At 71.1% G+C, this 21986-nt stretch carries 26 protein-coding genes; 4 read left to right on the top strand and 22 right to left on the bottom strand.

The annotated features are described in order from the left end of the window. Positions 1-22 precede the first annotated feature (22 nt). The 9 genes from lipA to HQN59_RS03785 form a co-directional block, all read right to left on the bottom strand. The gene (gene lipA, locus HQN59_RS03825) at positions 23-1021 is read right to left on the bottom strand and encodes a lipoyl synthase (RefSeq protein ID WP_176066178.1); all 999 of its coding nucleotides are present in this window, start codon (positions 1019-1021) and stop codon (positions 23-25) included. 105 nt (positions 1022-1126) lie between these two features. Then, positions 1127-1798 carry a lipoyl(octanoyl) transferase LipB gene (lipB, locus tag HQN59_RS03820; RefSeq protein WP_176066176.1) on the bottom strand — a complete coding sequence of 224 codons (672 nt, stop codon included), beginning with the start codon at positions 1796-1798 and terminating at the stop codon, positions 1127-1129. A 109-nt stretch (positions 1799-1907) separates the two neighbouring features. Continuing rightward, the gene (locus tag HQN59_RS03815) at positions 1908-2189 is read right to left on the bottom strand and encodes a YbeD family protein (protein WP_176066174.1); all 282 of its coding nucleotides are present in this window, start codon (positions 2187-2189) and stop codon (positions 1908-1910) included. A gap of 4 nt (positions 2190-2193) precedes the next feature. Beyond that, the gene (locus tag HQN59_RS03810) at positions 2194-3081 is read right to left on the bottom strand and encodes a D-amino acid aminotransferase (protein WP_176066172.1); all 888 of its coding nucleotides are present in this window, start codon (positions 3079-3081) and stop codon (positions 2194-2196) included. A 41-nt stretch (positions 3082-3122) separates the two neighbouring features. Further along, a complete protein-coding gene (locus HQN59_RS03805; protein WP_176066170.1) occupies positions 3123-4304 on the bottom strand; it encodes a D-alanyl-D-alanine carboxypeptidase family protein in 1182 nt (393 codons plus the stop codon). Between the two features lie 47 nt (positions 4305-4351). Beyond that, positions 4352-4990 (bottom strand): alpha/beta hydrolase, encoded by a 639-nt coding sequence (locus HQN59_RS03800; protein WP_176066168.1) that lies wholly within the window; start codon positions 4988-4990, stop codon positions 4352-4354. After that, positions 4990-5313 carry a (2Fe-2S) ferredoxin domain-containing protein gene (locus tag HQN59_RS03795; protein ID WP_342451105.1) on the bottom strand — a complete coding sequence of 108 codons (324 nt, stop codon included), beginning with the start codon at positions 5311-5313 and terminating at the stop codon, positions 4990-4992. Before HQN59_RS03795 ends, HQN59_RS03800 begins: the two co-directional genes overlap by 1 nt. 106 nt (positions 5314-5419) lie before the next feature. Further along, on the bottom strand, positions 5420-6625 hold the full coding sequence (locus HQN59_RS03790; protein ID WP_176066166.1) for a VanZ family protein: 1206 nt from the start codon (positions 6623-6625) through the stop codon (positions 5420-5422). A gap of 8 nt (positions 6626-6633) precedes the next feature. Beyond that, positions 6634-7071 carry a CopD family protein gene (locus tag HQN59_RS03785; RefSeq protein ID WP_176066164.1) on the bottom strand — a complete coding sequence of 146 codons (438 nt, stop codon included), beginning with the start codon at positions 7069-7071 and terminating at the stop codon, positions 6634-6636. Between the two features lie 66 nt (positions 7072-7137). On the opposite strand from HQN59_RS03785, the gene hemB reads away from it, so the two are divergent. Continuing rightward, complete coding sequence (hemB, locus tag HQN59_RS03780) at positions 7138-8157, top strand: porphobilinogen synthase (RefSeq protein WP_176066162.1); 1020 nt, start codon at positions 7138-7140, stop codon at positions 8155-8157. A 16-nt stretch (positions 8158-8173) separates the two neighbouring features. Continuing rightward, complete coding sequence (locus tag HQN59_RS03775) at positions 8174-9271, top strand: CorA family divalent cation transporter (RefSeq protein WP_176066160.1); 1098 nt, start codon at positions 8174-8176, stop codon at positions 9269-9271. 126 nt (positions 9272-9397) lie between these two features. Here HQN59_RS03775 and ybeY read toward each other — a convergent pair whose 3' ends face one another. Then, positions 9398-9856 (bottom strand): rRNA maturation RNase YbeY, encoded by a 459-nt coding sequence (gene ybeY / locus HQN59_RS03770; protein ID WP_246294687.1) that lies wholly within the window; start codon positions 9854-9856, stop codon positions 9398-9400. A 79-nt stretch (positions 9857-9935) separates the two neighbouring features. Beyond that, positions 9936-10949, bottom strand: a complete 1014-nt coding sequence (locus HQN59_RS03765; RefSeq protein ID WP_176066156.1) for a PhoH family protein — start codon at positions 10947-10949, stop codon at positions 9936-9938. Positions 10950-11032: 83 nt separating this feature from the next. Between HQN59_RS03765 and ruvA the strand changes: the two genes are divergently transcribed. Beyond that, a complete protein-coding gene (ruvA, locus tag HQN59_RS03760) occupies positions 11033-11605 on the top strand; it encodes a Holliday junction branch migration protein RuvA (RefSeq protein WP_176066154.1) in 573 nt (190 codons plus the stop codon). A gap of 144 nt (positions 11606-11749) precedes the next feature. Here the strand turns inward: ruvA and HQN59_RS03755 are convergent, their stop codons facing one another. Then, positions 11750-12316, bottom strand: a complete 567-nt coding sequence (locus HQN59_RS03755; protein WP_176066152.1) for a copper chaperone PCu(A)C — start codon at positions 12314-12316, stop codon at positions 11750-11752. 72 nt (positions 12317-12388) lie between these two features. Here HQN59_RS03755 and ruvB point away from each other — a divergent pair, with 72 nt between their 5' ends. Then, positions 12389-13468: a Holliday junction branch migration DNA helicase RuvB gene (gene ruvB / locus HQN59_RS03750; protein WP_176066150.1), complete on the top strand. Its 1080-nt coding sequence runs from the start codon at positions 12389-12391 to the stop codon at positions 13466-13468. A 7-nt stretch (positions 13469-13475) separates the two neighbouring features. Here the strand turns inward: ruvB and HQN59_RS03745 are convergent, their stop codons facing one another. The 10 genes from HQN59_RS03745 to HQN59_RS03700 all read right to left on the bottom strand — a co-directional run bounded on the left by HQN59_RS03745 (position 13476) and on the right by HQN59_RS03700 (position 21970). After that, positions 13476-13874: a hypothetical protein gene (locus HQN59_RS03745; protein ID WP_176066148.1), complete on the bottom strand. Its 399-nt coding sequence runs from the start codon at positions 13872-13874 to the stop codon at positions 13476-13478. A 96-nt stretch (positions 13875-13970) separates the two neighbouring features. Continuing rightward, the gene (locus tag HQN59_RS03740; protein WP_176066146.1) at positions 13971-15020 is read right to left on the bottom strand and encodes a branched-chain amino acid ABC transporter permease; all 1050 of its coding nucleotides are present in this window, start codon (positions 15018-15020) and stop codon (positions 13971-13973) included. Next, positions 15020-15904, bottom strand: coding sequence for a branched-chain amino acid ABC transporter permease (locus tag HQN59_RS03735; protein ID WP_176066144.1), 885 nt, complete (start codon positions 15902-15904; stop codon positions 15020-15022). Before HQN59_RS03735 ends, HQN59_RS03740 begins: the two co-directional genes overlap by 1 nt. A gap of 92 nt (positions 15905-15996) precedes the next feature. Beyond that, complete coding sequence (locus HQN59_RS03730; RefSeq protein ID WP_176066142.1) at positions 15997-17208, bottom strand: ABC transporter substrate-binding protein; 1212 nt, start codon at positions 17206-17208, stop codon at positions 15997-15999. Positions 17209-17259: 51 nt separating this feature from the next. Further along, positions 17260-17961: an ABC transporter ATP-binding protein gene (locus tag HQN59_RS03725; RefSeq protein WP_176066140.1), complete on the bottom strand. Its 702-nt coding sequence runs from the start codon at positions 17959-17961 to the stop codon at positions 17260-17262. Next, positions 17961-18737 carry an ABC transporter ATP-binding protein gene (locus HQN59_RS03720; protein ID WP_176066138.1) on the bottom strand — a complete coding sequence of 259 codons (777 nt, stop codon included), beginning with the start codon at positions 18735-18737 and terminating at the stop codon, positions 17961-17963. Before HQN59_RS03720 ends, HQN59_RS03725 begins: the two co-directional genes overlap by 1 nt. Beyond that, positions 18734-19588 (bottom strand): IclR family transcriptional regulator, encoded by an 855-nt coding sequence (locus HQN59_RS03715; RefSeq protein WP_176066137.1) that lies wholly within the window; start codon positions 19586-19588, stop codon positions 18734-18736. The genes HQN59_RS03720 and HQN59_RS03715 overlap by 4 nt, the downstream gene beginning before the upstream one ends. Positions 19589-19829: 241 nt before the next feature. Beyond that, positions 19830-20495: a protein-L-isoaspartate(D-aspartate) O-methyltransferase gene (locus HQN59_RS03710; protein WP_176066135.1), complete on the bottom strand. Its 666-nt coding sequence runs from the start codon at positions 20493-20495 to the stop codon at positions 19830-19832. A gap of 123 nt (positions 20496-20618) precedes the next feature. Beyond that, complete coding sequence (locus HQN59_RS03705) at positions 20619-21326, bottom strand: histidine phosphatase family protein (RefSeq protein ID WP_176066133.1); 708 nt, start codon at positions 21324-21326, stop codon at positions 20619-20621. Further along, positions 21326-21970 (bottom strand): YbhB/YbcL family Raf kinase inhibitor-like protein, encoded by a 645-nt coding sequence (locus HQN59_RS03700; RefSeq protein WP_176066131.1) that lies wholly within the window; start codon positions 21968-21970, stop codon positions 21326-21328. Before HQN59_RS03700 ends, HQN59_RS03705 begins: the two co-directional genes overlap by 1 nt. Between the last annotated feature and the right edge of the window lie 16 nt (positions 21971-21986).

The raw sequence follows: 21986 nt of genomic DNA, 5'->3' as shown, positions 1-21986 counted from the left end.
GACGCACCGCGCCGCCCTCGCCTCAGGCGACCGCGTCGGCGACGCCGGCGGCGTGCGCCTGCTGGTCGGCGTGATAGCTCGAGCGCACCATCGCGCCGACGGCGGCGTGCGTGAAGCCCATCGCCGCCGCCTCGCGCTCGAACATCCGGAAGGTGTCGGGGTGCACGTAGCGCCGCACCGGCAGGTGGTGCCCGCTGGGGGCGAGGTACTGGCCGATGGTCAGCATGTCGATGCCGTGGGCGCGCATGTCGCGCATCACCTCGAGGATTTCCTCGTCGGTCTCGCCGAGCCCGACCATCACGCCGCTCTTGGTGGGCACGTGCGGCGCGAACGCCTTGAAGCGCTTGAGCAGGTTCAGCGAGTACGCGTAGTCCGAGCCCGGGCGTGCTTCCTTGTAGAGGCGCGGCGCGGTCTCGAGGTTGTGGTTCATCACGTCCGGCGGCGCCGCCTTCAGGATCTCGAGCGCGCGGTCCATGCGGCCGCGGAAGTCGGGCGTCAGGATCTCGATGCGCGTCTCGGGCGAGAGCTCGCGCACCTTCTCGATGCAGGCGACGAAGTGGCCGGCGCCGCCGTCGCGCAGGTCGTCGCGGTCGACGCTGGTGATCACGACGTACTTGAGTCTCAGCGCGGCGATCGTCTTGGCGAGATTGAGCGGTTCGTCGGCGTCGAGCGGGTCCGGGCGGCCGTGGCCGACGTCGCAGAACGGGCAGCGCCGCGTGCACTTGTCGCCCATGATCATGAAGGTCGCGGTGCCGGCGCCGAAGCACTCGCCGATGTTCGGGCACGACGCTTCCTCGCACACGGTGTGCAGGCGGTGCTCGCGCAGGATCTGCTTGATCTCGTAGAACCGCGTCGTCGCCGAGCCGGCCTTCACGCGGATCCAGTCGGGCTTCTTCAGCGTCTCGGCCGCGACGACCTTGATCGGGATGCGCGAAGTCTTGGCGCCCGACTTCTGCTTGACCGTCGGGTCGTAGGCGACCGGCGCGGGGTTCGAGGCTTCGGGGGCGTTGACGGTCGACATGGGCGTGGCGTGGTTCGGCGGGCGGCGCGGAGGGCGCTCGCGACGCGAGCCGGGCGCGCCCGCCCGCGCGCCGACCCGCATTCTCGCGGATCGGCAAAGGCGGGATCAGCTGCCGAGGTATCCGGCAAGGCGCTCGCCGAGCGTCGTCGCGACCGCTTCCGGGTCGGCGGCGACGCCCAGGCTCGCGAGGTCGACCGTGCGCAGGCCGGCATAGCCGCACGGATCGATGGCGAGGAACGGCGCCAGGTCCATCGCGACGTTGAGGGCGACCCCGTGAAAGGTGCAGTGGCGCGTCACCTTGACGCCCAGCGCGGCGATCTTGCCGAGGCCGGCGAACGGATCAGGCCCGGGCTCGACGCGTGCGGCGTGGCCGAACGGGTCGGCAAGGTTCACGTAGATGCCCGGCGCGCCGGCGACCCGGTGGCCGGTGACGCCGACGCTCTCGAGCGTCGCGAGCAGCGCGCGCTCGAGGCGGTAGACGTATTCCTTGACGTAGATGCCGAGCCGCTTCAGGTCGACGAGCGGGTAGGCGACGACCTGTCCCGGCCCGTGGTACGTGACCTGGCCGCCGCGCTCGGTGCGCACCACCGGCACCTGCCCGGCGTCGTGGATGTGCCGCGTCTGGCCGGCGACGCCGAGCGTGTAGACCGGCGGGTGCTCGCAAAGCCAGATCTCGTCGGGCGTGCCGGCGTCGCGCGCCGCGGTGAACGCGCGCATCGCGCCGAGGGTGGCGGCGTAGTCGGCGCGGCCCAGGCGCCTGACGAGCGGGCGCGTCATCGATGAAGCACGCTCAAGGGAACGGCGCCGTCACGTGACCGGTCACCAACCGCGCCCAGCGGGCCGAGTGGGACGGGTCCGAATCAGGCTGCAGCGCAGCGCGCCCGCCTCACAGCACCACCTTCACCATCGGGTGCGTCGACAGCGTGCGGTACAGCTCGTCGAGCTGCTCGCGGCTGCGCGCGGTGATGGTCACGGTGACGCCGAGGTACGTCTGGTCCTTGCTCGGGCGCAGCTCGACCGTGGTCGCGTCGAACGTGGGGTCGAACTGGCGCGCGATGCTGGTGATGGCGTGGACGAAGCCGTCGGCGTTGACGCCCATCACCTTGATCGGGAAGCGCGACGGGTATTCGATGAGCGACGGCTCGGGGGTGTTCGGGGTGTCGGCCATGGATTCAGATCGACTGCAGCACCTTGGCGCGCTGGTAGGCCTCGTAGAGGCGTGCGTAGACCGGGCCAGGTTTGCCGCGCAGCGCGCCGTGGCCGACGCTTTCGCCATCGAGCATGGTCACCGGCAGCACCTCCTTGGTGGCCGAGCTGAGCAGGATCTCGTCGGCCACGAAGACGTCGGCCTCGGGAATCGGGCGCAGGTTGAACGCGATCCCGACCTCCTCGCAGAGCTCGCGGATCAGCTCGTAGCGGATGCCCTCGAGCACGTGCTCGCTCTTGGGCGGGCCGAGCACCGCGCCCTCGTGGACGATCCACACGTTGCTCGCGGCCGCCTCGGTGAGGAAGTGGTCACGGAACATGATCGTCTCGAGCGCACCGCGGTCGGCCGACATCTGGCGCGCGAGCACGTTGCCGAGCAGCGAAATGCTCTTGATGTCGCCGCGCTCCCAGCGGAAGTCGCGCGCGGTCACGCAGGCGACGCCGTGGTGACGCTGCTCGGCGGTCGCCGGGCGCATCGCGTTGACCATCATGAAGACCGTGGGCGCAACGCCCTCGACCATCACGTGGTCGCGCGCGGCGACGCCACGCGTGACCTGGATGTAGACGAGCTGGTCGGTCGCGCCGGTCTGCTCGGCGAGCGCGGCGATCAGGCGCCGGCAGCGCTCGAGCCAGCCCGCGCTGTCGAGCGGGTTCGCGATGCGCACCTTCTGCAGGCTCCGCGCGAGCCGCGCCATGTGCTCGGCGAAGCGGAACAGCTTGCCGGCGTAGACCGGCACGACCTCGTAGATGCCGTCACCGAAGACGAAGCCGCGGTCGAGCACCGACACCTTGGCGTCGCGCAGCGGGCCGTACTCGCCGTTCAGGTAGCACAGGGTGTCCGGGAGACTCTGCATCGCGGGGTTCGAAACGGGTGCGCTCGGGAAGGCGGGCCAGCTTACTTGATCCAGAGGCGGATGGCGTCCCAGGCGCGCCCGAAGATGCCGGCCTGCTCGACCGCCTCGAGCGCGACCAGCGGCACCTCGGCAACCTGGGTGCCGCCCGCGGTGCTGACGCGGATCGTGCCGACGCGCTGGCCCTTGGACAGGGGCGCGACCAGCGGGTCGGTGCGCTCGACCTTGCTCTGCAGCTTGGCGCCCTCGCCGCGCGGCACGCTGACGAAGAGCCCGCCGGCGGCGCCGAGCTTGGCCTCGGGTTCCTTGCCCTTCCAGACCCGCGGCGTGACGATGGGCTTGCCGTCCTCGAACAGGCGCACCGTGTCGAACGCCTGGAAGCCCCAGTTCAGGAGCTTCTGCGCCTCGCTGGCGCGCGCCTCCATCGACGTGGTGTTCATCACCACCGCCAGGACGCGACGCTTGCCGGCGGCGCTGCCGGTGGCGAGGTTCGGGTAGTCGCGCTGCGCGGTCGCGAGCAGGCAGTAGCCGGCGGCCTCGGTGTAGCCGGTCTTCATGCCGTCGACGCTGGGGTCGCGCCGCAGCAGCAGGTTGCGGTTCGGCTGCGTGATGTTGTTGTAGCGATATTCCTTGATCGAGTAGTACGGGAAGTACTCGGGGAAGTCGCGAATGATGCGCGCCGCGATGATCCCCATGTCGCGCGCGCTGCTGTAGTGGCCCGCCTCGGTGAGCCCGGTCGCGTTCTTGAACGCCGTGTTCTTGAGACCGAACGCCTGCGCCTGGCGGTTCATCATCTGCACGAACGCGTCGACGCTGCCCGCCACGCCCTCGGCGAGCGCGACCGCGGCGTCGTTGCCGCTCTGCACGATGAGGCCGCGCAGCAGCTCGTCGACCTTGGGCGTCATGGTCGTGTCGATGAACATCAGCGAGCCGCCGCCCTTGCGCTCGGCCCACGCGCGCTGCGACACCGAGAGCGGCTGCTCGAGCGTGAGCCGCTTGTCGCGCAGCGCCTGGAACACCACGTACGCCGTCATCAGCTTGGTGAGCGATGCCGGGTCCGAGCGCGCGTCGGCATCGCGTTCGCCGAGCGGCTGGTTGGTCGTCACGTCGAGCACGAAGTAGCTCTTGGCGGCGACCTCGGGCGGCTGCAGCGCCTGGGCCCAGCTGGCGATCGACACGAGGGTCGAGCAGACGAAGACGGCGGCGACGGAAAGGAATCGTTTCATCGGGACCAGGAACCGGGAGGAGCGGGAAAGAAGAAAGAAAGCGAGGGTCAGGCCGCCGGCCCGAGCTCGTGCAGCTCGCGCAGCACCACCGATTTCAGCAGCGGCAGCGAGCCGTGGAAGAAGTGGCCGACACCGGGGATCACGACGACCGGCAGCGCCTGCGGGCGGGCCCAGTCGAGCGTCGCGCCGAGCGGCACGATCTCGTCGCTCTCGCCGTGGATCACCACCGTATCGGCAGGCACCGGCGGCACCTGCTGCTTCTGCGTCGACGGGCCTACCAGCACCAGGCGCTGCGGGCGATCCTCGCCCATGCGCTCGGTTACCGCCGCGGCGACGAAGCCGCCGAACGAGAAGCCGCCGAGCGCGTAGGGCTGCGGCGCGCCGGCGGCGTCGTTGCGGAACGCCTGCAGCACGGCGAACGCGTCGTCGACCTCGCCGACGCCCGCGTCCCAGCTGCCGGCCGAGCCACCGACGCCGCGAAAGTTGAAGCGCACGCTCCGCCAGCCGAGCTGCACGAAGGCGCGCGCCAGCGTCTGCACCACCTTGTTGTCGAGCGTTCCGCCCTGTTGCGGGTGGGGGTGACAGAGCACCGCGATGCCGCGCGGCGCGCCGCCCGGCACGTCGATCGCGCACTCGATCGCCCCGGCAGGGCCGGCGATCGCCTGGCGGACGGTGCGCGGGTTCATCAGCGGCCGACGTTCGGCGGCAGCACGAGGCGCTCTACGACCTGGCCGTTCTTCAGGTGCGAATCGACGATCTCGTCGATGTCGTCCTTGTCGACGTAGGTGTACCAGACGCCTTCCGGGTAGACCACGGCGACCGGCCCGCCCGCGCAGCGGTCGAGGCAGCCCGCCTTGTTGACGCGCACGCCGCCCGGGCCGGCGAGGCGCTCGCCCTTGACGCGATCCTTGCAGTGCGCGAAGCCGGCCTGGGCACCGTGCTGCGCACACGAATCCTCGCCGTTCGGGCGTTCGTTCAGGCAGAAGAAGATGTGGCGCTGGTAGTACACGAAAGGGTCGCGGGCGGTGCGAAAGGGGGCGATCGTACCCGCCGGGCGTTGCCGCAGAAGGCGCCGGGGTCGGGGGCCGGCGCGATCGCCGCGCGCGGCGGAGTGGTCAGCGGGCAGTCGCGACCGGCTTCGGATCCGGGATCGCGACGCGCACCAGCAGGTAGACCAGCGCCACGTACGGCCAGAGCCAGCCGACCCACTGCGCGGCGCCGTGCAAGCGGATGAACCGGCCCTGCTCCCACGCCTGCAGGCTCTGCGCGAAGTACGGGTCGGTCGGTGCGCGCTGCACCAGCATCACCAGCGCGGTGAGCGCGACGAGGCCGAAGCCCGCCGCCGCGCGCGCCGGCAGCAGGCTGAGCAGCGCTCCCGCGAGCACGCCAATCGCGAACGCCTGCAGCGAGGTCGCGGTGATCCAGGCGAACGCGTGCGAAGGGCCGAAGTTGAGCGCGGTCGAGAGCGTCGTCGTCGCCGCGCCCACCAGGCAGCCGACCACCACCAGCACGACGCGGCGCCAGCCCGGCATCGCGATCGTGAACGCGACGAGGCACGGCGCGACGAGCCCCAGCACGATGATCGCGAGCTCGGCGCCCGGCGCGAGCGGCACCGCCTCGATCGGCAGCGGTGCCGGATGGCCGATCCACCCCTCGATCGGCGTGTTGCGGACGACCGCGTCGAGCACCTCGCGGCCGCGGGCGAGCACGTGGCCGAGGCCGAACGGCACCGCGGTCGGGAACAGCAGCCCGATCGGCCACAGGATCAGCAGCGCGACGCCGCCGGCGCTGCGCGCGACGAACCAGCGGTCGCGCGCCCGCTGCCAGCGCTCGACGCCGCCGCGCCAGTGGACCAGCGCGGCGAGCGCGACGCCCGCCAGGCCACCGGCGACGTTGAGCATGAGGTCGAGCTTGGACGGCACGCGCTGCGGCAGATAGCTCTGCAGCGTCTCCAGCGTGAGCGAGAGCAGCGCGGCGAGCACGCTCGCGGCCAGCGCGGCGCGCCCCGCGTGCCAGTTGCTGCGCACCATCGCGAAGAACATCAGCGCGCCGAGCGGCAGGTAGCCGACGAGGTTGGCGATCACGTCGAAGCCGATCCAGTAGCGCGAGAACGGCTGGGCGAGGAACGCGAACGCGGAGCTCGACACGGCACGCCAGCCGGCGAACGGATAGAGGCTCGCGTAGACGATGACCGCGGCGTAGATCCACGCCAGCGGCACCGCCGAGCTGCGATGGCGCGCGGCGCCGGCGCGGCGTGGCGCGGCGCCGTGCGGCGGTCGGGAGGCGGCGCCGCCGCGTGCGGTGGTGCCCGGGTCGGCCACGGTGCCGGTCAGAACGGCTTGACGACGACCAGCACCACGATCACCGCGAACAGCAGCACCGACACCTCGTTGAAGACGCGGTACCAGCGCTCGGTGCGCGCGTTGGCGAAGCGCTCGAACTTGCGCAGCAGCGACCCGCACGCGTGGTGGTAGCCGATCGTCAGGACGACGAACAGGATCTTGGCGTGCAGCCAGCCGTTGCCCGGGCCCTTGCCGACGCCGTAGACCAGCCACAGCACGAGGCCGAGGGCGACCGCCGGCACCGCCAGGATGGTCATGAAGCGGAAGAGCTTGCGACCCATCATCAGCAGGCGCTCGCGTTCGGCGTGGCTGTCGGCCGGCACGTTCGCGAGGTTCACGAACAGCCGCGGCATGTAGAACAGGCCCGCGAACCAGCTCGCCACGAAGATGATGTGGAAGGCCTTGACCCAGAGGAGACTGTTCATGCGCGGATTATCATTCGGCGGTTCGGCAGCTCCCGGGCAGCCGGCGTGCCATCACCGCCGAGATCGATGCCCCTGCACCCGCCTCCGCCCTACCCGACGAGCCGTCCGCGGCGCCTGCGCCGCGACACCTTCACGCGCGCCCTGGTCCGCGAAGCGCGGCTCGACCCCAGCGACCTGATCCTTCCGGTGTTTGTCGTCGACGGCAACGACCGCGCGCTCGACGTCGCGTCGATGCCCGGGGTGCAGCGGCTCTCGCTCGATCGCCTGCTGCCGGTTGCCGAGGAATGCGTCGCGCTCGGCATCCCCGCGCTCGCGCTGTTCCCGGCGATGGACTCCTCGCTCAAGAGCGACGACGGCAAGGAGGCGCTCAACCCCGATGGCCTCGTGCCGACCGTGGTGCGCGCGCTCAAGGCGCGCTTTCCGGAGCTCGGCGTGATGACCGACGTCGCGCTCGACCCGTACACCACGCACGGTCAGGACGGCCTGCTCGATCCGGATCCGGCCGAGCGCGGCTACATCCTCAACGACGCCACCATCGAGGTGCTGACGCGGCAGGCGCTGGTGCAGGCCGAGGCCGGCGTCGACATCGTCGCGCCGAGCGACATGATGGACGGCCGCATCGGCGCGATCCGCGACGCGCTCGAGGAGAGCGGGCACATCCACACCCGGATCATGGCGTACAGCGCCAAGTACGCGAGCGCCTTCTACGGCCCGTTCCGCGACGCGGTCGGCTCGGCCGGCGCGCTCGGCAAGGCCGACAAGAAGGTCTACCAGATGGACCCGGGCAACAGCGACGAGGCGCTGCGCGAGGTCGCCGCCGACCTGGCCGAGGGTGCGGACATGGTGATGGTCAAGCCCGGCATGCCGTACCTCGACATCGTGCGCCGCGTGAAGGACGAGTTCCGGGTCCCGACCTTCGTCTACCAGGTGAGCGGCGAGTACGCGATGCTCAAGGCCGCGGCCGCCAACGGCTGGCTCGACCACGACGCCGTGATGATGGAGAGCCTGCTCGCGTTCAAGCGCGCCGGCGCCGACGGCGTGCTGACCTACTTCGCGCTCGACGCCGCGCGCCTGCTGCGCCGCTGAGCCGGACGCCGCCACGGTGCGCGTCTTCCACATCGACGGCGACCGTTTCGCCGAGCTTGCCGGGCTCCCCGATAACCTGCCCGCCAGCGGTTACTGCTGGGTCGCCGCGGTGCGCGGCGACCTGCGCGCGCAGCTCGTGGACCTGCAGACCGCGCTGCAGCGCTGGACCGGCGCGCAGCTCGTCGACCTGCACGTCAGCGACCTGCTGAACGCCCAGCTGCCGTCGACCTACGACTACACGTCGTGGTACGACATCCTGGTGTTCCGGCGCCTCGCGGCACCGGCCGCCGGCCTTGCCGAGACCGGCGAGCCGCCGCTCGGACGCGCGGCGCCGACCGGCATCGCGTTGCAGGCGGTCGACACCAGCCCGGTCGGCTTCGCCCTCTTCGACCGCTTGCTGCTGACGGTGCACCCGAACGACTGCGTGGTGCGCGACTTCTTCGCCAACCGCCTGCAGAACCAGATGCCGGCGACCGACGTGCGCAGCGTCGCGCGCACGCCGCCGAGCCCCGCGGACCTGATGCTGCGAATGGTCAACTTCATGGTCGACAGCTACCTCGAGCTGCGCCGCGTGCTGACGCGCCAGCTCGACGCCCAGCAGCAGGCCCTGTTCGACCCGCGCGGCGGCATCGTGAGCTGGCAGACGCTGCTCGCGTCGCGCAACGCGATGCACCTGCTCGAGGACACCTGCGAGGACCAGCGCTCGGCGATCAGCGAATGGATCGACGCCCTCGACGAGTGGCCGCCGCCGACCGATCCGGCGGCGAGCCGCGAGCGCGAGGTGCTGCGGGTGCGCTCGCGCGACGTGCTCGAGCACATCGAGCGCGTGCTGAGCCACGTGCGACGCCTCGAGGCGTCGGCCGAGACCGCGGTGCAGATGCACTTCTCGGCGCAGAGCCACCGCACCAACGACATCATGCGCACGCTGACCGTGCTGACGGCGATCTTCCTGCCGCTCAACCTGGTCACCGGCTTCTTCGGCATGAACTTCGAGAAGCTCCCGCTGATCCACAGCCCGCGCGGCTTCTGGATCGCGTTCGTGCTGTTGCTCGCGATCGGCGCGGCGATGAGCGCGTACTTCTGGCGCAAGCGCTACATCGGGCGGACGCCGTGAGCGGCCGGCGTCCGCTCACGGCACCGCGCTGACGGCACAAGCGCGAGCAGCGGACCGGTTCCGCCGACGTCGATCGGCAGCCCTGAACGCGTCCGACTCGAACGCGGCGATCGCGTGGCCTGCGCGCTAGCCGCCGGGGTGATCGGTGATGCGCGGCGCGTCCGACCCGGCGTAGGGATCGGCGAAGCCCAGCCGGGCGAGGATCGCGGTCTCGCGCGCTTCCATCGCCCCGGCCTCCAAGTCGGACTCGTGGTCGAACCCCTGCGCATGCAGGGCCCCGTGCACCAGCAGGTGCGCGTAGTGCGCGTCGAGGCCGATGCCCTGCTCGGCTGCCTCGCGCTCGACGACTGGCGCGCAGAGCACGAGGTCGGCGACCACCACCGGCTCGCGCGCGTAGTCGAACGTCAGCACGTTCGTCGCGTAGTCCTTGGCCCGATACGTGCGGTTGAGCTCGCGGCCTTCGTCGGCATCGACGATCCGCACCGTGATCTCGGCCGGCGCGGCCAGCGCGGCGCGAATCCAGCGCGCGACGCGGTGGCGCGCCAGCACCGCGCGATGCACAGGGTCGGCGAACTGCAGCGACAGCTGAAGCGGCGGTGCCGTGCCGCGTGCGGGCGTGGCGCGCGCTGCCGCAGCCGGCGGCGCCGCGCCGCCCCCCGCGCGCTCAGTCGCCCCGGCTGGCCGCCGCGTAGGCATCGACGATCTTGGCGACGAGCGGGTGGCGTACCACGTCGGCCGCGGTGAAGTGGGTGGTCGCGATGCCCTTCACGTTGCGCAGCACGCGCTCGGCGTCCACGAGGCCCGACACCGCACCGCGCGGCAGGTCGATCTGACTGATGTCGCCGGTGACCACCGCCTTGGCGCCGAAGCCGATGCGGGTGAGAAACATCTTCATCTGCTCGGGCGTCGTGTTCTGCGCCTCGTCGAGGATCACGAAGGCGTGGTTGAGCGTGCGGCCGCGCATGAAGGCGAGCGGCGCGACCTCGATGGTGCCCTTCTCGAACGCCTTGCCGACGCGCTCGATGCCCATCAGCTCGTAAAGCGCGTCGTAGAGCGGTCGCAGGTACGGATCGACCTTCTGCGACAGGTCGCCGGGCAGGAAGCCGAGCCGCTCGCCGGCCTCGACTGCCGGCCGCGTGAGGATGATGCGCTGCACCGTGCTGCGCTCGAGCGCGTCGACCGCGCAGGCGACCGCGAGGTAGGTCTTGCCGGTGCCCGCCGGGCCGATGCCGAAGGTGACGTCGTGCTCGATGATGTTGCGCAGGTAGTCGTGCTGGTTCGGCGTGCGGCCCGTCAGCCCGCTGCGCCGCGTCTGCAGGACGATGCGCGACTCGGCGGGGGCGCCCTCGGCCGCCCGAGCGTCGCCGCCGTTGCCGGCGAGCGCGAGGCGCGGCTTCTTCTCGCGGCGCGGTGCCGCCTCGTCGGCGAGCGCTTCCATCAGGCCGAGCTCGACCTCCTCGGCCGAGATCGGTCGCTGCGCGCGCCCGTAGAGGTCCTGCAGCAGCGCGACCGCACGTTCCGCGTGCGCCTTGGTGCCTTCGACGCGGAACGACTCGTTGCGGCGGACGATGCGGACGTCGAGCGCGGCCTCGATGGTGCGCAGGTGCTCGTCGAGGCTGCCGCACAGGTGCGCGAGGCGCTGGTTGTCGGGCGGGATGAAGGCGTGGCGAAGGATCAAGGGCGCTCCGGAGCGGTCCGCATGGGGGCCGATTGTCCCGCAGCGGCCACCGGCGCGTCGGAGCGCCACCGGATAATCGCCGCATGATCGGACGGCTCGTCGGAACCCTCGCGGAGAAGTCGCCGCCGCAACTGCTGGTCGACGTCGCGGGGGTCGGCTACGAGGTCGACGTGCCGATGAGCACGTTCTACAACCTGCCCGGGCTCGGCGAGCGCGTCGCGCTGCTGACGCACTTCGTGGTGCGCGAGGACGCGCAGATCCTGTTCGGCTTCCTCACCCACGAGGAGCGCGCGACGTTCCGCCTGCTGGTGAAGATCTCGGGAGTCGGGCCGCGCACCGCGCTCGCCATCCTTTCGGGCCTCAGCGTCGACGAGCTCGCGCGCGCGGTCGCGCACCAGGAGAGCGGCCGTCTGATCAAGGTGCCCGGCATCGGCAAGAAGACGGCCGAACGCCTGCTGCTCGAGCTCAAGGGCAAGCTCGGCGACGCCGTGGTTGCGCCCGCGAGCGTCGCCAACCCGGCGCAGGCCGACATCCTGCAGGCGCTGGTCGCGCTCGGCTACAGCGACCGCGAGGCCGCCGCCGCGCTGAAGGCGCTGCCCGCGGACGTCGGCGTGAGCGACGGCATCAAGCTGGCGCTCAAGGCGCTCGCGCGTTGAGCCGGGCCGGCGGCGCGGCCAGGCGCTGCCGGCTGCGCTCGCTCGGTTCGCGGGCGACCGGTGGGCACAGGGCGCGCGCCGCTCACGCGACGAAGCCTGACGGCAACGCGAGCGGTCACTCGCCTCGCGCACGAGGCGCAGCGATCAAGGCTTGTGGTTCATTCCGCCAGGCTGCGCCGGGCCGGCCGCATCGACCCGCACCGTGATCTGGGTCTTGCCGGCGCGCTCGAACTCGAGGGTCGCGGGGAACGTCTCGCCTGCCTTCAGCGGGCGCTTGAGCTCCATCAGCATCAGGTGCAGGCCATGACCGCGCTGCATGCGCACCGGAGCGTTCGGCTCGAGCGCGATCGGCCCGGCGGGCCGCATGCGCATCACGCCCTGCGCGTCGACACCCATCGTGTGCAGCTCGACGCGCGCGGCGATTGGCGTGCTCGCGCCGACGAGGCGGTCGGCACGCGCTCCGCCGTTGGTCATCTCGCCGATGTACATCACGCCGTTCGGGTTGCCGGCGAGCGTCGGCGCCGCGACCGCGTCGACGATGCGGATGTCGCCGGCGCGCGCCTCGGGCGCGGCGGCAACGAACAGCGGCGCCGTGCCGAGCAGGCACGCGGCGGCAAGGCGTGCGGCAGAGAAGGCGATCGAACGGCGCGACGCGGACAGCAGAGAAGCAGCGCGCGGCGCGCGCAGCGAAGAAGCGGTGAGCGGGGTCATCGAGAGGCTCGGCAGGGGTGGCGCAAGGGTGGGCACGCTGCGCCGCTGAGGACGCGCGACCGATAATGTGGCATGTCGATCCAGACCGACGACCTCGAAGGGCTGCCGCGCCGCGCCGCGCCGTCCGATCCCCGCATCGTGAGCCCCGCGTCGGGCTCGCCGAACGAGGACGCGATCGAGCGCGCGCTGCGCCCCAAGGGACTTGCCGAATACGTCGGCCAGGCCAAGGCCCGCGAGCAGCTCGAGATCTTCATCGGCGCCGCGCGCATGCGGCGCGAGGCGATGGACCATGTGCTGCTGTTCGGCCCGCCGGGTCTCGGCAAGACCACGCTGAGCCACATCATCGCCAACGAGCTCGGCGTCAACCTGCGCTCGACATCGGGCCCGGTGCTCGAGAAGCCGAAGGACCTCGCGGCGCTGCTGACCAACCTCGAGCGCAACGACGTGCTCTTCATCGACGAGATCCACCGGCTCTCGCCGGTCGTCGAGGAGATCCTCTACCCCGCGCTCGAGGACTACCAGATCGACATCATGATCGGCGAAGGTCCGGCCGCGCGCTCGATCAAGCTCGACCTGCAGCCGTTCACGCTGATCGGCGCGACCACGCGCGCCGGCATGCTGACCAACCCGCTGCGCGACCGCTTCGGCATCGTCGCGCGGCTCGAGTTCTACACGCCCGCCGAGCTCGCGCGCATCGTCGAGCGCAGCGCGGGGCTGCTGAACGTGCCGATCGAGCCGGACGGCGGCTTCGAGATCGCGCGGCGCTCGCGCGGCACGCCGCGGGTGGCCAACCGGCTGCTGCGGCGCGTGCGCGACTTCGCCGACGTCAAGGGCAGCGGCGTCATCACGAAGCCGCTCGCCGATCGCGCGCTGGCGATGCTCGACGTCGATCCGATCGGCCTCGACGTGATGGACCGGAAGCTGCTCGAGGCGGTGATCCACCGCTTCGACGGCGGCCCGGTCGGCCTCGACAACGTCGCCGCCGCGATCGGCGAGGAGCGCGACACGATCGAGGACGTGATCGAGCCCTACCTCATCCAGCAGGGCTATCTGCAGCGCACGCCGCGCGGCCGCGTCGCCACGCTCGCGGCGTTCCGCCACCTCGGCATCGCGCCGCCCCGCGCCGACGCCGACCTGTTCGGCGCCGCCTGAGCGCCCTCTACAGCAGGTCTTCGTTGGCGAGGCGGTGGTAGCGCACCGCGCAAAGGGCGCCGAAGCGCTTCGCAACCTCGAGCAGGCGCGCGACCGAGTCGTCGGTCGGCGCGAAGACGATGAGCCAGCCGCTGCCCTGCTCGGCGAGCGCGAGGTAGCGCTTCATCAGCGTGATCTCGTAGCCGAAACCGGCGGCCTCGCTCGCGGTGCGCACGCGCTCGCGCAGGCGCGGCGTCGCCTCGTCGGCCTTGTAGACCAGGATGTCCTCGGGCTCGAAGCGCGCCTCGCGCAGCGCGTCGACCGCCTGGCCTGTCACCGCGTCGTCGGGAAACGCGAGGATCACGTGACCGACCGGGTTGAGCGTGCCGGTGCTGTTGCTGATGTCTTGTTTCGTCAGGCGTTTCATCGATGGACCTCGTGGCTGCGCCGACAGTCTACCGAGGTGCCGCGTCGCGCGACGCCGACCCCGCCGCCGACCCGGTTCACTCGCCGCGGAGGGCGGTCACGAGCCGCGCCGGCGGCGCTGCCAGGCGAGCAGCTCGCCGACGAAGCCGCGCCGGAACGCGACCACGCAGACCACGAAGATGACCCCGATGATCACGTTGACCCACTCGCCGGCACGGTCGGCGAGCAGGTTCTGCAGGCCGATGATCGTGAACGCGCCGAGCACCGGCCCGACGAAGGTGCCCATGCCGCCGAGCAGCGTCATCAGCACCACTTCGCCCGACAGCGACCAGTGCGCGTCGGTGAGGGTGGCGAAGCCGAGCACCAGCGCCTTCAGCGAACCGCCGAGCCCTGCCAGCGCGGTCGACAGCACGAACGCCAGCAGCTTGTAGCGGTCGACGTCGTAGCCGAGCGAGACCGCGCGCGGCTCGTTCTCGCGGATCGCCTTCAGCACCTGGCCGTACGGCGAGTGGACGATGCGCTGGATGAACAGGAACACCGCGATGAAGACGGCGAGCACGACGAAGTACATGACGACGTCGGGCGGCAGCGGGATCACGCCGAACAGCGGCTCGCGCACGGTGCTGGCGAGCGGGACGACGCCGAGCAGCTTGCCGCGCGGCACGCCCTGCAGGCCGTCCTCGCCGCCGGTGAACGGCGCCTGCAGGAACACGAAATAGACCATCTGCGCGAGCGCCAGCGTCGTCATCGCGAAATAGATGCCCTGGCGCCGGATCGCGATCATCCCGACCACCAGGCCGAGCAGCGCGGCGCCCGCGGTGCCGGCGAGCACGCCGAGCTCGGGCGAAAGGCCCGCCGAACGCACCAGCCAGCCGGTGCCGTAGGCCGCGGCGGCGAAGTACGCGGCGTGGCCGAACGAGAGCAGTCCGGTGTAGCCGAGCAGCAGGTTGAACGCACACGCGAAGATCGCGAAGCAGAGCGCGGTCATCACGAACACCGGGTAGAGCCCGATGAAGGGCGCGACCACGAGCAGCGCGAGGCCGATCCAGACCGCGACGCGGCCGAGCCGCGAGGGGTCCGAGGCCGCGTTCACGGGCACGGCGGCAGGGCTGATGGCCGCCGTGGCGGCAGAGGGTTGCGCGGCCATCAGGCTTCCTTCCCGAACAGGCCGGTCGGCCGGATCATCAGCACGATCGCCATGATGACGAACACGACGATGCTCGACGCTTCCGGGTAGAAGACCTTGGTCAGACCTTCGACGAGCCCGAGCGCGAGGCCGGTGATGATCGAGCCGAGGATCGAGCCCATGCCGCCGATCACGACCACCGCGAACACGATGATGATGAGGTTCGATCCCATGAGCGGGTTGACCTGGATCACCGGCGCGGCGAGCACGCCGGCCAGCGCCGCCAGGCCCGCGCCAGCGGCGTAGGTCAGCATCACCATGCGCGGCACGTTGATGCCGAACGCCTGCACGAGCTTGGGGTTCTCGGTGCCGGCGCGCAGCGTGGCGCCGAGCGGCGTGCGCTCGATCAGGTACCAGGTGCCGAGGCACACCGCGAGCGAGGCGACCACGACCCACGCGCGATAGTTCGGCAGGATCATGAAGCCGAGGTCGGTCGCGCCCTGCAGCAGCTCGGGCACGGGATACGACTGTCCCGACACGCCGAACTGGCTGCGGAACACGCCCTCGGCGATCAGCGCAAGCCCGAACGTCAGCAGGAGCCCGTAGATCGGATCGACGTGATAGAGGTGCCGCAGCAGCAGGCGCTCGATCACCACGCCGAGCACGCCGACCAGCAGAGGCGCGATGACGAGCGCGAGCCAGTAGTTGACGCCGAAGTTCTCGAGCAGCACGAAGCCGACGTAGGCGCCGATCATGTAGAGCGCGCCGTGGGCGAAGTTGACGATGCCGAGCAGGCCGAAGATCACCGCCAGGCCCAGGCTCAGCATCGCGTAGAACGAGCCGTTCACGAGACCGAGCAGGAGCTGGCCGAGGAAGGCCTGGATCGGGATGTCGAATGGGTTCATGCGGTTCTCCGGCCGGTGCCGGGTCCGGCCGCACGCCGCCTCGATCGGGCGGGCGTGCGGCCGGGGTCGCGCCGGTCAGGCGCGGGTCGGCGTCACTTCCAGAGCGGGCACTTGCTCTCGGCCTTGGTCGTGAACGCGTCCTCGCCCTTCGACGTCGCCACCACGTTGTAGTAGTCCCAGGGCGTGGTCGACTGCGCCGGCGTCTTGACCTGCATCAGGAACATGTCGTGCACCATGCGGCCGTCCGGACGGATGTAGCCGTTCTTGGCGTACATGTCGTTGACCTTGGTCTTGCGCATCTGGTCCATGACCTTGTCGCCGTCGTCCGTGTTGACCGCCTTGACGGCGTTCAGATAGAACTGGGTGACCGAGTAGTCGGCCGCCTGCAGCGACGACGGCATGCGCTTGAACTTTTCGAAGAAGCGCTTGCTCCAGGCGCGCGACTCGGCCGACTGGTTCCAGTACCAGCTGTCGGTGAGGTACATGCCCTGCGTGGCCTTGAGGCCGAGCGAGTGCACGTCGTTGATGAACATCAGCAGGCCGGCGAGCTTCATCGACTTGGTGATGCCGAACTCGTTGGCTGCCTTGATCGAGTTGATCGTGTCGCCGCCGGCATTCGCGAGGCCGAGGATCTGCGCCTTGCTCGACTGCGCCTGCAGCAGGAACGACGAGAAGTCGCTCGCCGACAGCGGGTGGCGCACCGAGCCGACGACGTTGCCGCCGGCCGCCTTGACGGCGTTGGTGGCGTCGGTCTGCAGCGCCGTGCCGAACGCGTAGTCGGCGGTCAGGAAGTACCAGCTCTTGCCGCCCGACTTGACCACCGCCGGCGCGGTGCCCTTGGCGAGGGCGGTGGTGTCGTAGGCGTAGTGGACCGTGTACGGCGTGCACTGCTCGTTGGTGAGTGCCGAGCTGCCGGCACCGATCGCGAGGAAGGGCTTCTTCTTCTCGGCCGCGACCTTCGCCATTGCGAGGCTGGTGCCCGAGTTGGTGCCGCCGACCAGCACGTCCATGCCCTGCTGGTCGAACCATTCGCGCGCCTTGGCCGCGGCGACGTCGGGCTTGTTCTGGTGGTCGGCGACCAGCACCTCGATCTTCTTGCCGGCGACGCTGCCGCCCATGTCGGCGACCGCCATGCGGATCGCCTCGGCGCCCGCCGGTCCGTCGATGTCGGCGTAGAGGCCCGACATGTCGGTGATGAAGCCGATGCGGATCACGTCGCCGGAGACCTGGGCCTGGGCGGCGCCGGCGCCGAGCAGCAGCGTCGCGGCAAGCGCGCATGCGGTCGGAAGGGTTCTGAGTTTCATCGATTGCTCCTGTGGAAGAACGGGTGTGGAAAGGGTCGTCGACGCCACGCGTCAGACACCGAGGTACTCGTGGAGGCGCTCGAGCCGCGACGGCAGCTCGGCCTGCGTGAACGACTGGATCACCCGGCCGTGCTCCATCACCATGAAACGGTCGGCGAGCGGCGCCGCGAAGCGGAAGTTCTGCTCGACCATGACGATCGTGTAGCCGCTCTTGCGCAGCGTGACGACCATCTCGGCGAGCTTCTGCACGATGACCGGGGCGAGGCCCTCGGACATCTCGTCGAGCAGCAGCAGGCGCGCGCCGGTGCGCAGGATGCGCGCCACCGCGAGCATCTGCTGCTCGCCGCCGGAGAGCCGGGTGCCCTGGCTCGCCCTGCGCTCGGCGAGGTTCGGGAACATCGCGTAGATCTGCTCGACGCTCATGCCGCCGCCGGAGAGCACCGGCGGCAGCATCAGGTTCTCCTCGGCAGAAAGGCTCGAGAAGATGCCGCGCTCCTCGGGGCAGTAGCCAACGCCGAGGCGCGCGATGCGATGCGTCGCGAGGCCGATCGTCTCGGTGCCGCGCACCTTGATCGAGCCCTTGCGCGCGCCGATGAGGCCCATGATCGCGCGCAGCGTGCTGGTGCGGCCTGCGCCGTTGCGGCCGAGCAGCGTGATGACCTCGCCTTCGGCGACGTCGAAGTCGACGCCGTGCAGCACGTGCGACTCGCCGTACCAGCCGTGCAGGTCGCGCACTTCGAGGAAGCTCGGCATCAGTGCGCCCCCACCAGTTCGGTCTGCGCGCTGCCCATGTAGGCCTCGATCACCGCGGGGTTGCGCGACACCTCGGCGTACGGGCCTTCGGCGAGCGTGGCGCCGCGCTGCAGCACGGTGATGGTGTCGGCGATCTTCGAAACGACGCTCATGTTGTGCTCGACCATCAGCACGGTACGGTCGGCGGCGACCTTCTTGATCAGCTGCCGGATCCGGTCGACGTCCTCGAGGCCCATGCCCTGCGTGGGCTCGTCGAGCAGCATCAGCTTCGGGTCCATCGCGAGCGTCGTCGCGATCTCGAGCGCGCGCTTCCGGCCGTAGCTCAGCTCGACCGCAGGGATCGCCGCGTACGACGCGAGGTCGACCGCCTCGAGCAGCTCGAGCGCGCGCGCGTCGAGGCGACGCAGCGAGCGCTCGGGCTTCCAGAAGTGGTACGACGTGCCGAGCTGGCGCTGCAGGGCCACGCGCACGTTCTCGAGCACCGAGAGGTGCGCGAACACCGCCGAGATCTGGAACGAGCGCACCACGCCGCGGCGCGCGATCGGCGCCGGTTTCTCGTTCGTGATGTCGGTGCCGTCGAACAGGATCTGCCCGGACGTCGGCGTGAGGAACTTCGTCAGCAGGTTGAAGCAGGTCGTCTTGCCGGCGCCGTTGGGCCCGATCAGCGCGTGGATGGTGCCCCGGCGCACCCGCAGGTCGACCTTGTTGACCGCAACGAAGCCCTTGAACTCCTTGGTCAGCTGGCGCGTCTCGAGAATGTGGTCGGGGCTCGTCATCGAACGCTGCCTTTCGTCGCGCGTGCACGCGGCAGCGCGGGCACCTCGCCACCCAGGCGTCGGGTCAGCGCCTCGGCGACGGCGAGGGCCTCGGCCTGATGGCGCTTGCCGCGCGACGCGCCGAGCAGCGCCTTGTTGATGCAGACGGCGACGCCGGCGACGACCTGCCCGGAGGCGTCGAACACCGGCGCGCCGAACGAATACACGCCCTCGCGCACGCCCTGGTCGTCGATGCTGTAGCCGCGCCGGCGCACCAGCGCGAGCTCCTTGAGCAGCGTCTCGACGTCGGGCGCGCCCTTTTTCGTGAGACGCGCGAGCGGTCCGGCGGGCACGAGCTCACGCACCTCGGCGAGCGGCCGGAACGCGAGCATCGCCTTGCCGGTGCCGGTGAGATACGCCGGCAGACGCATGCCGACATTGAACGCGAGGCCGAGCGGACGCGCGCTGTTGCGCACCGCGACGTAGAGCGCGTCGCCACCCGAGAGCACCGAGAGGACCACGGTCTCCTCGGGCGCGCCGCCCTCGGACCACAGCGCGTTGAACTCGCGGGCGACGTCGGTGCCGGCGACGAACGCTTCCGCGAGGCTCATCACGCGCGGGCCGATCAGGAACGCGCCGTCCGGCTGGCGCCGCAGGTAGCCGAACGACATCAGCGTGTTGCACAGGCCGTGCACGCTGCTCTTGGGAAGCGCGAGGTCGCTCGCGAGCCGGCCGAGGCTCATCGGCTCGCGCGTGCCGGCGAGCCGCTCGAGCAACGAGAGCGCACGCGTGACCGCCGGCACGAGGGCGGTGCCGCCCGGCGCGACGGCGCGCGAGGGCGTGACGGACGGAGCGGCGTGGACGGCGTTCATCGGGGTGGCTCGGCGGCCGCTTCCCATGGTTCGGTAGGCTGAACGGTCTTCAGCAGACGGGACGGCGCAGTCTACGAACGTTGAAGCCCCTCCGGCGTGTATCGCGCGCGCCGTCGGGGGTAAGCCCTCACGGGGCTTGCCCTAGCCGACGCCGCGCAGCGCGCCTGGCCGCAGCGTGCGCGCGATGCCGACCACTCGCCGGCGACGCGCGCCTCGCGTCCGCGCCCGCGACCTCGAGCGCTCAGGACGACTCGAAACCCTCGGCGCCGATCAGCGGCACGAAGGCGACCGCCGCGAAGTGCTCCTCGACGAAGCCGTTCGCGCCGCGCGTGACCCTGACGAGCTGTTGCGTGGCGTGGCGGCGCCCGACCGGCATCACGAGGCGACCCTCTTCGGCGAGCTGGCTGCGCAGCGACTCGGGGACGCGTGGCCCGGCCGCCGAGACGAGGATCGCGTCGAACGGCGCCGCGTCGGGCCAGCCGAGGGTGCCGTCGCCGGCCTGCAGGTGCACGTTGGCGATGCCGAGGCGCTCCAAGCGGGCGCGCGCGATCTCGACGAGCTGCGGGTGGCGCTCGATCGCATAGACCTCGGCGGCGAGCGCGGCGCACACCGCCGCCGCGTAGCCCGACCCGGCGCCGACCTCGAGCACGCGATCGGCGGGGCCGATGCGCGCCGCCTCCGCCATCAGCGCGACGATGTAGGGCTGCGAAATGGTCTGCCCAGCCTCGATCGGCTGCGCCGAGTCGGCGTACGCCGCGCTCGTGGCCGCCGACAGGAAGGCCTCACGCGGAAGCTGCCGCATCGCGTCGAGCACGCGCGGGTCGGCGATGCCGCGCGCGACCAGCTGCTCCTCGACCATCGCGGCGCGTGCCGCGGCGGCTTCGCGTGAATCGAACGAGTGCTTCATCGCGGCGCCTCCTGGGCGGGGGCTGCGACCGGAGCCGCGAACGCGATGCCGAACCGTCGCAACGCCCTCACCGCCGGTGCGCCCGCGGGCGGCACCCCACGAAAGGCAGCGGACGCGATCGGCTCAGCGCCCGCCCGCCGCGCGCACCTGCTGCCCCGGCCGGGCAAGCGCGCTGCCGTCATTGCTCTCGTCGAGCGCCGGTGCGTCCAGGTGCTGCACGTCGCCCCAGCCCACCAGCGTGAAACCTTGCGCGGTATGGAGCAAGCGGTTGATCGCGGCATTGCCGAGCTGCCAAGAGCGCGCCGCCTGCAGGTCGACGCGGGTCGCGGCCCGATAGAGGCAGTCGAGCACGCCGCCGTGGGCGACGATGGCGATGGTCTGACCGGCATGCGCGGCGGCGATGCGCGTCGCGGCGCCGGTCGTGCGCGCGCAGAAGTCGACCAGCGTCTCGGCGCCGCTCGGCGCGAAGTCGGTGTCGCGCCGCAGCCAGCGCGCCGCGTCGTCGGGCCAGCGCGCCTCGATCTCGCGGAACGCGTGGCCTTCGAACACGCCGAAGCAGCGCTCGCGCAGCGCGGCGTCGACGCGCAGCGGGCAGCCGGCGGCGGCAGCGACGATCTCGGCGGTCTCGCGCGCCCGCGACAGGTCGCTCGTGTAGATGACGTCGATGCCTGCGTCGGCGAGAACCGCCGCGAGACGGCGCGCCTGCCAGCGCCCGGTCTCGTTGAGCGGGATGTCGAGGTGGCCCTGCATCCGCGCATCGGCGTTCCAGGCCGTCTCGCCATGGCGGATCGCGATGACGCGGGTCAGCGTCGGCTCGTCGCTCGACGCCATCAACGCGCGAGCAGGCGCCGGTTCAGCGTGTACGTGCCGACGATGGTGGCGCTCGCGAGGACGTGCGGCCGGATCGCGTCACGCAGCTCGGCGCCGCCGAAGCTGCCGTCGACCGGGGCGCGCTCGACGTCGAGCGCGTACAGCGTGAACACGTAGTGGTGGATCAGCGAGTCATTGAACGGCGGGAACGGACCGTCGTAGCCGAAGTACTCGCCCTTCATCGCCTCGTCGCCGGCGAACCAGCCGGTGAAGTCGTTGAGGCCCTGGCGGGTGCCCTGCCAGCCCGGGATCTCGACCCGCGGGCCCGGCTTGCCGCGCGTGATGAAACCGCTGCTGAAGCTGCCTTCGTCGACGTCGCTGCGCGTCGGATCGATGTCGACCAGCGACCAGTGGAAGAAGTCGACGCGCGGCAGGCTCGCCGGCACTTCGCGGTCGCTCTGGTTGACGTCCTCGCCGCTGCTCGGCACGTCGACGTCGTGGCACGTCAGCACCAGCGAGCGCGTGCCGGGCGGCACCCCGTCCCACGCCAGGTGCGGGTTGACGTCGTCGGCGAACGTGACGCCGCCTGCCGGGTCGATCCGGCCGGCGGCGTGGCGCTCGGGCAGCGGCTCGCCGTCGGTCCAGTTGCGGCTCCAGAGTCTCATCGATGCCTCCTCGTGA

Origin of the sequence: Rhizobacter koreensis (assembly GCF_013366375.1) — a bacterium.
In the GTDB taxonomy this organism is placed as follows: Bacteria; Pseudomonadota; Gammaproteobacteria; order Burkholderiales; family Burkholderiaceae_C; genus Schlegelella_A; species Schlegelella_A koreensis.
This window is presented reverse-complemented; position numbering and strand designations above follow the sequence as displayed.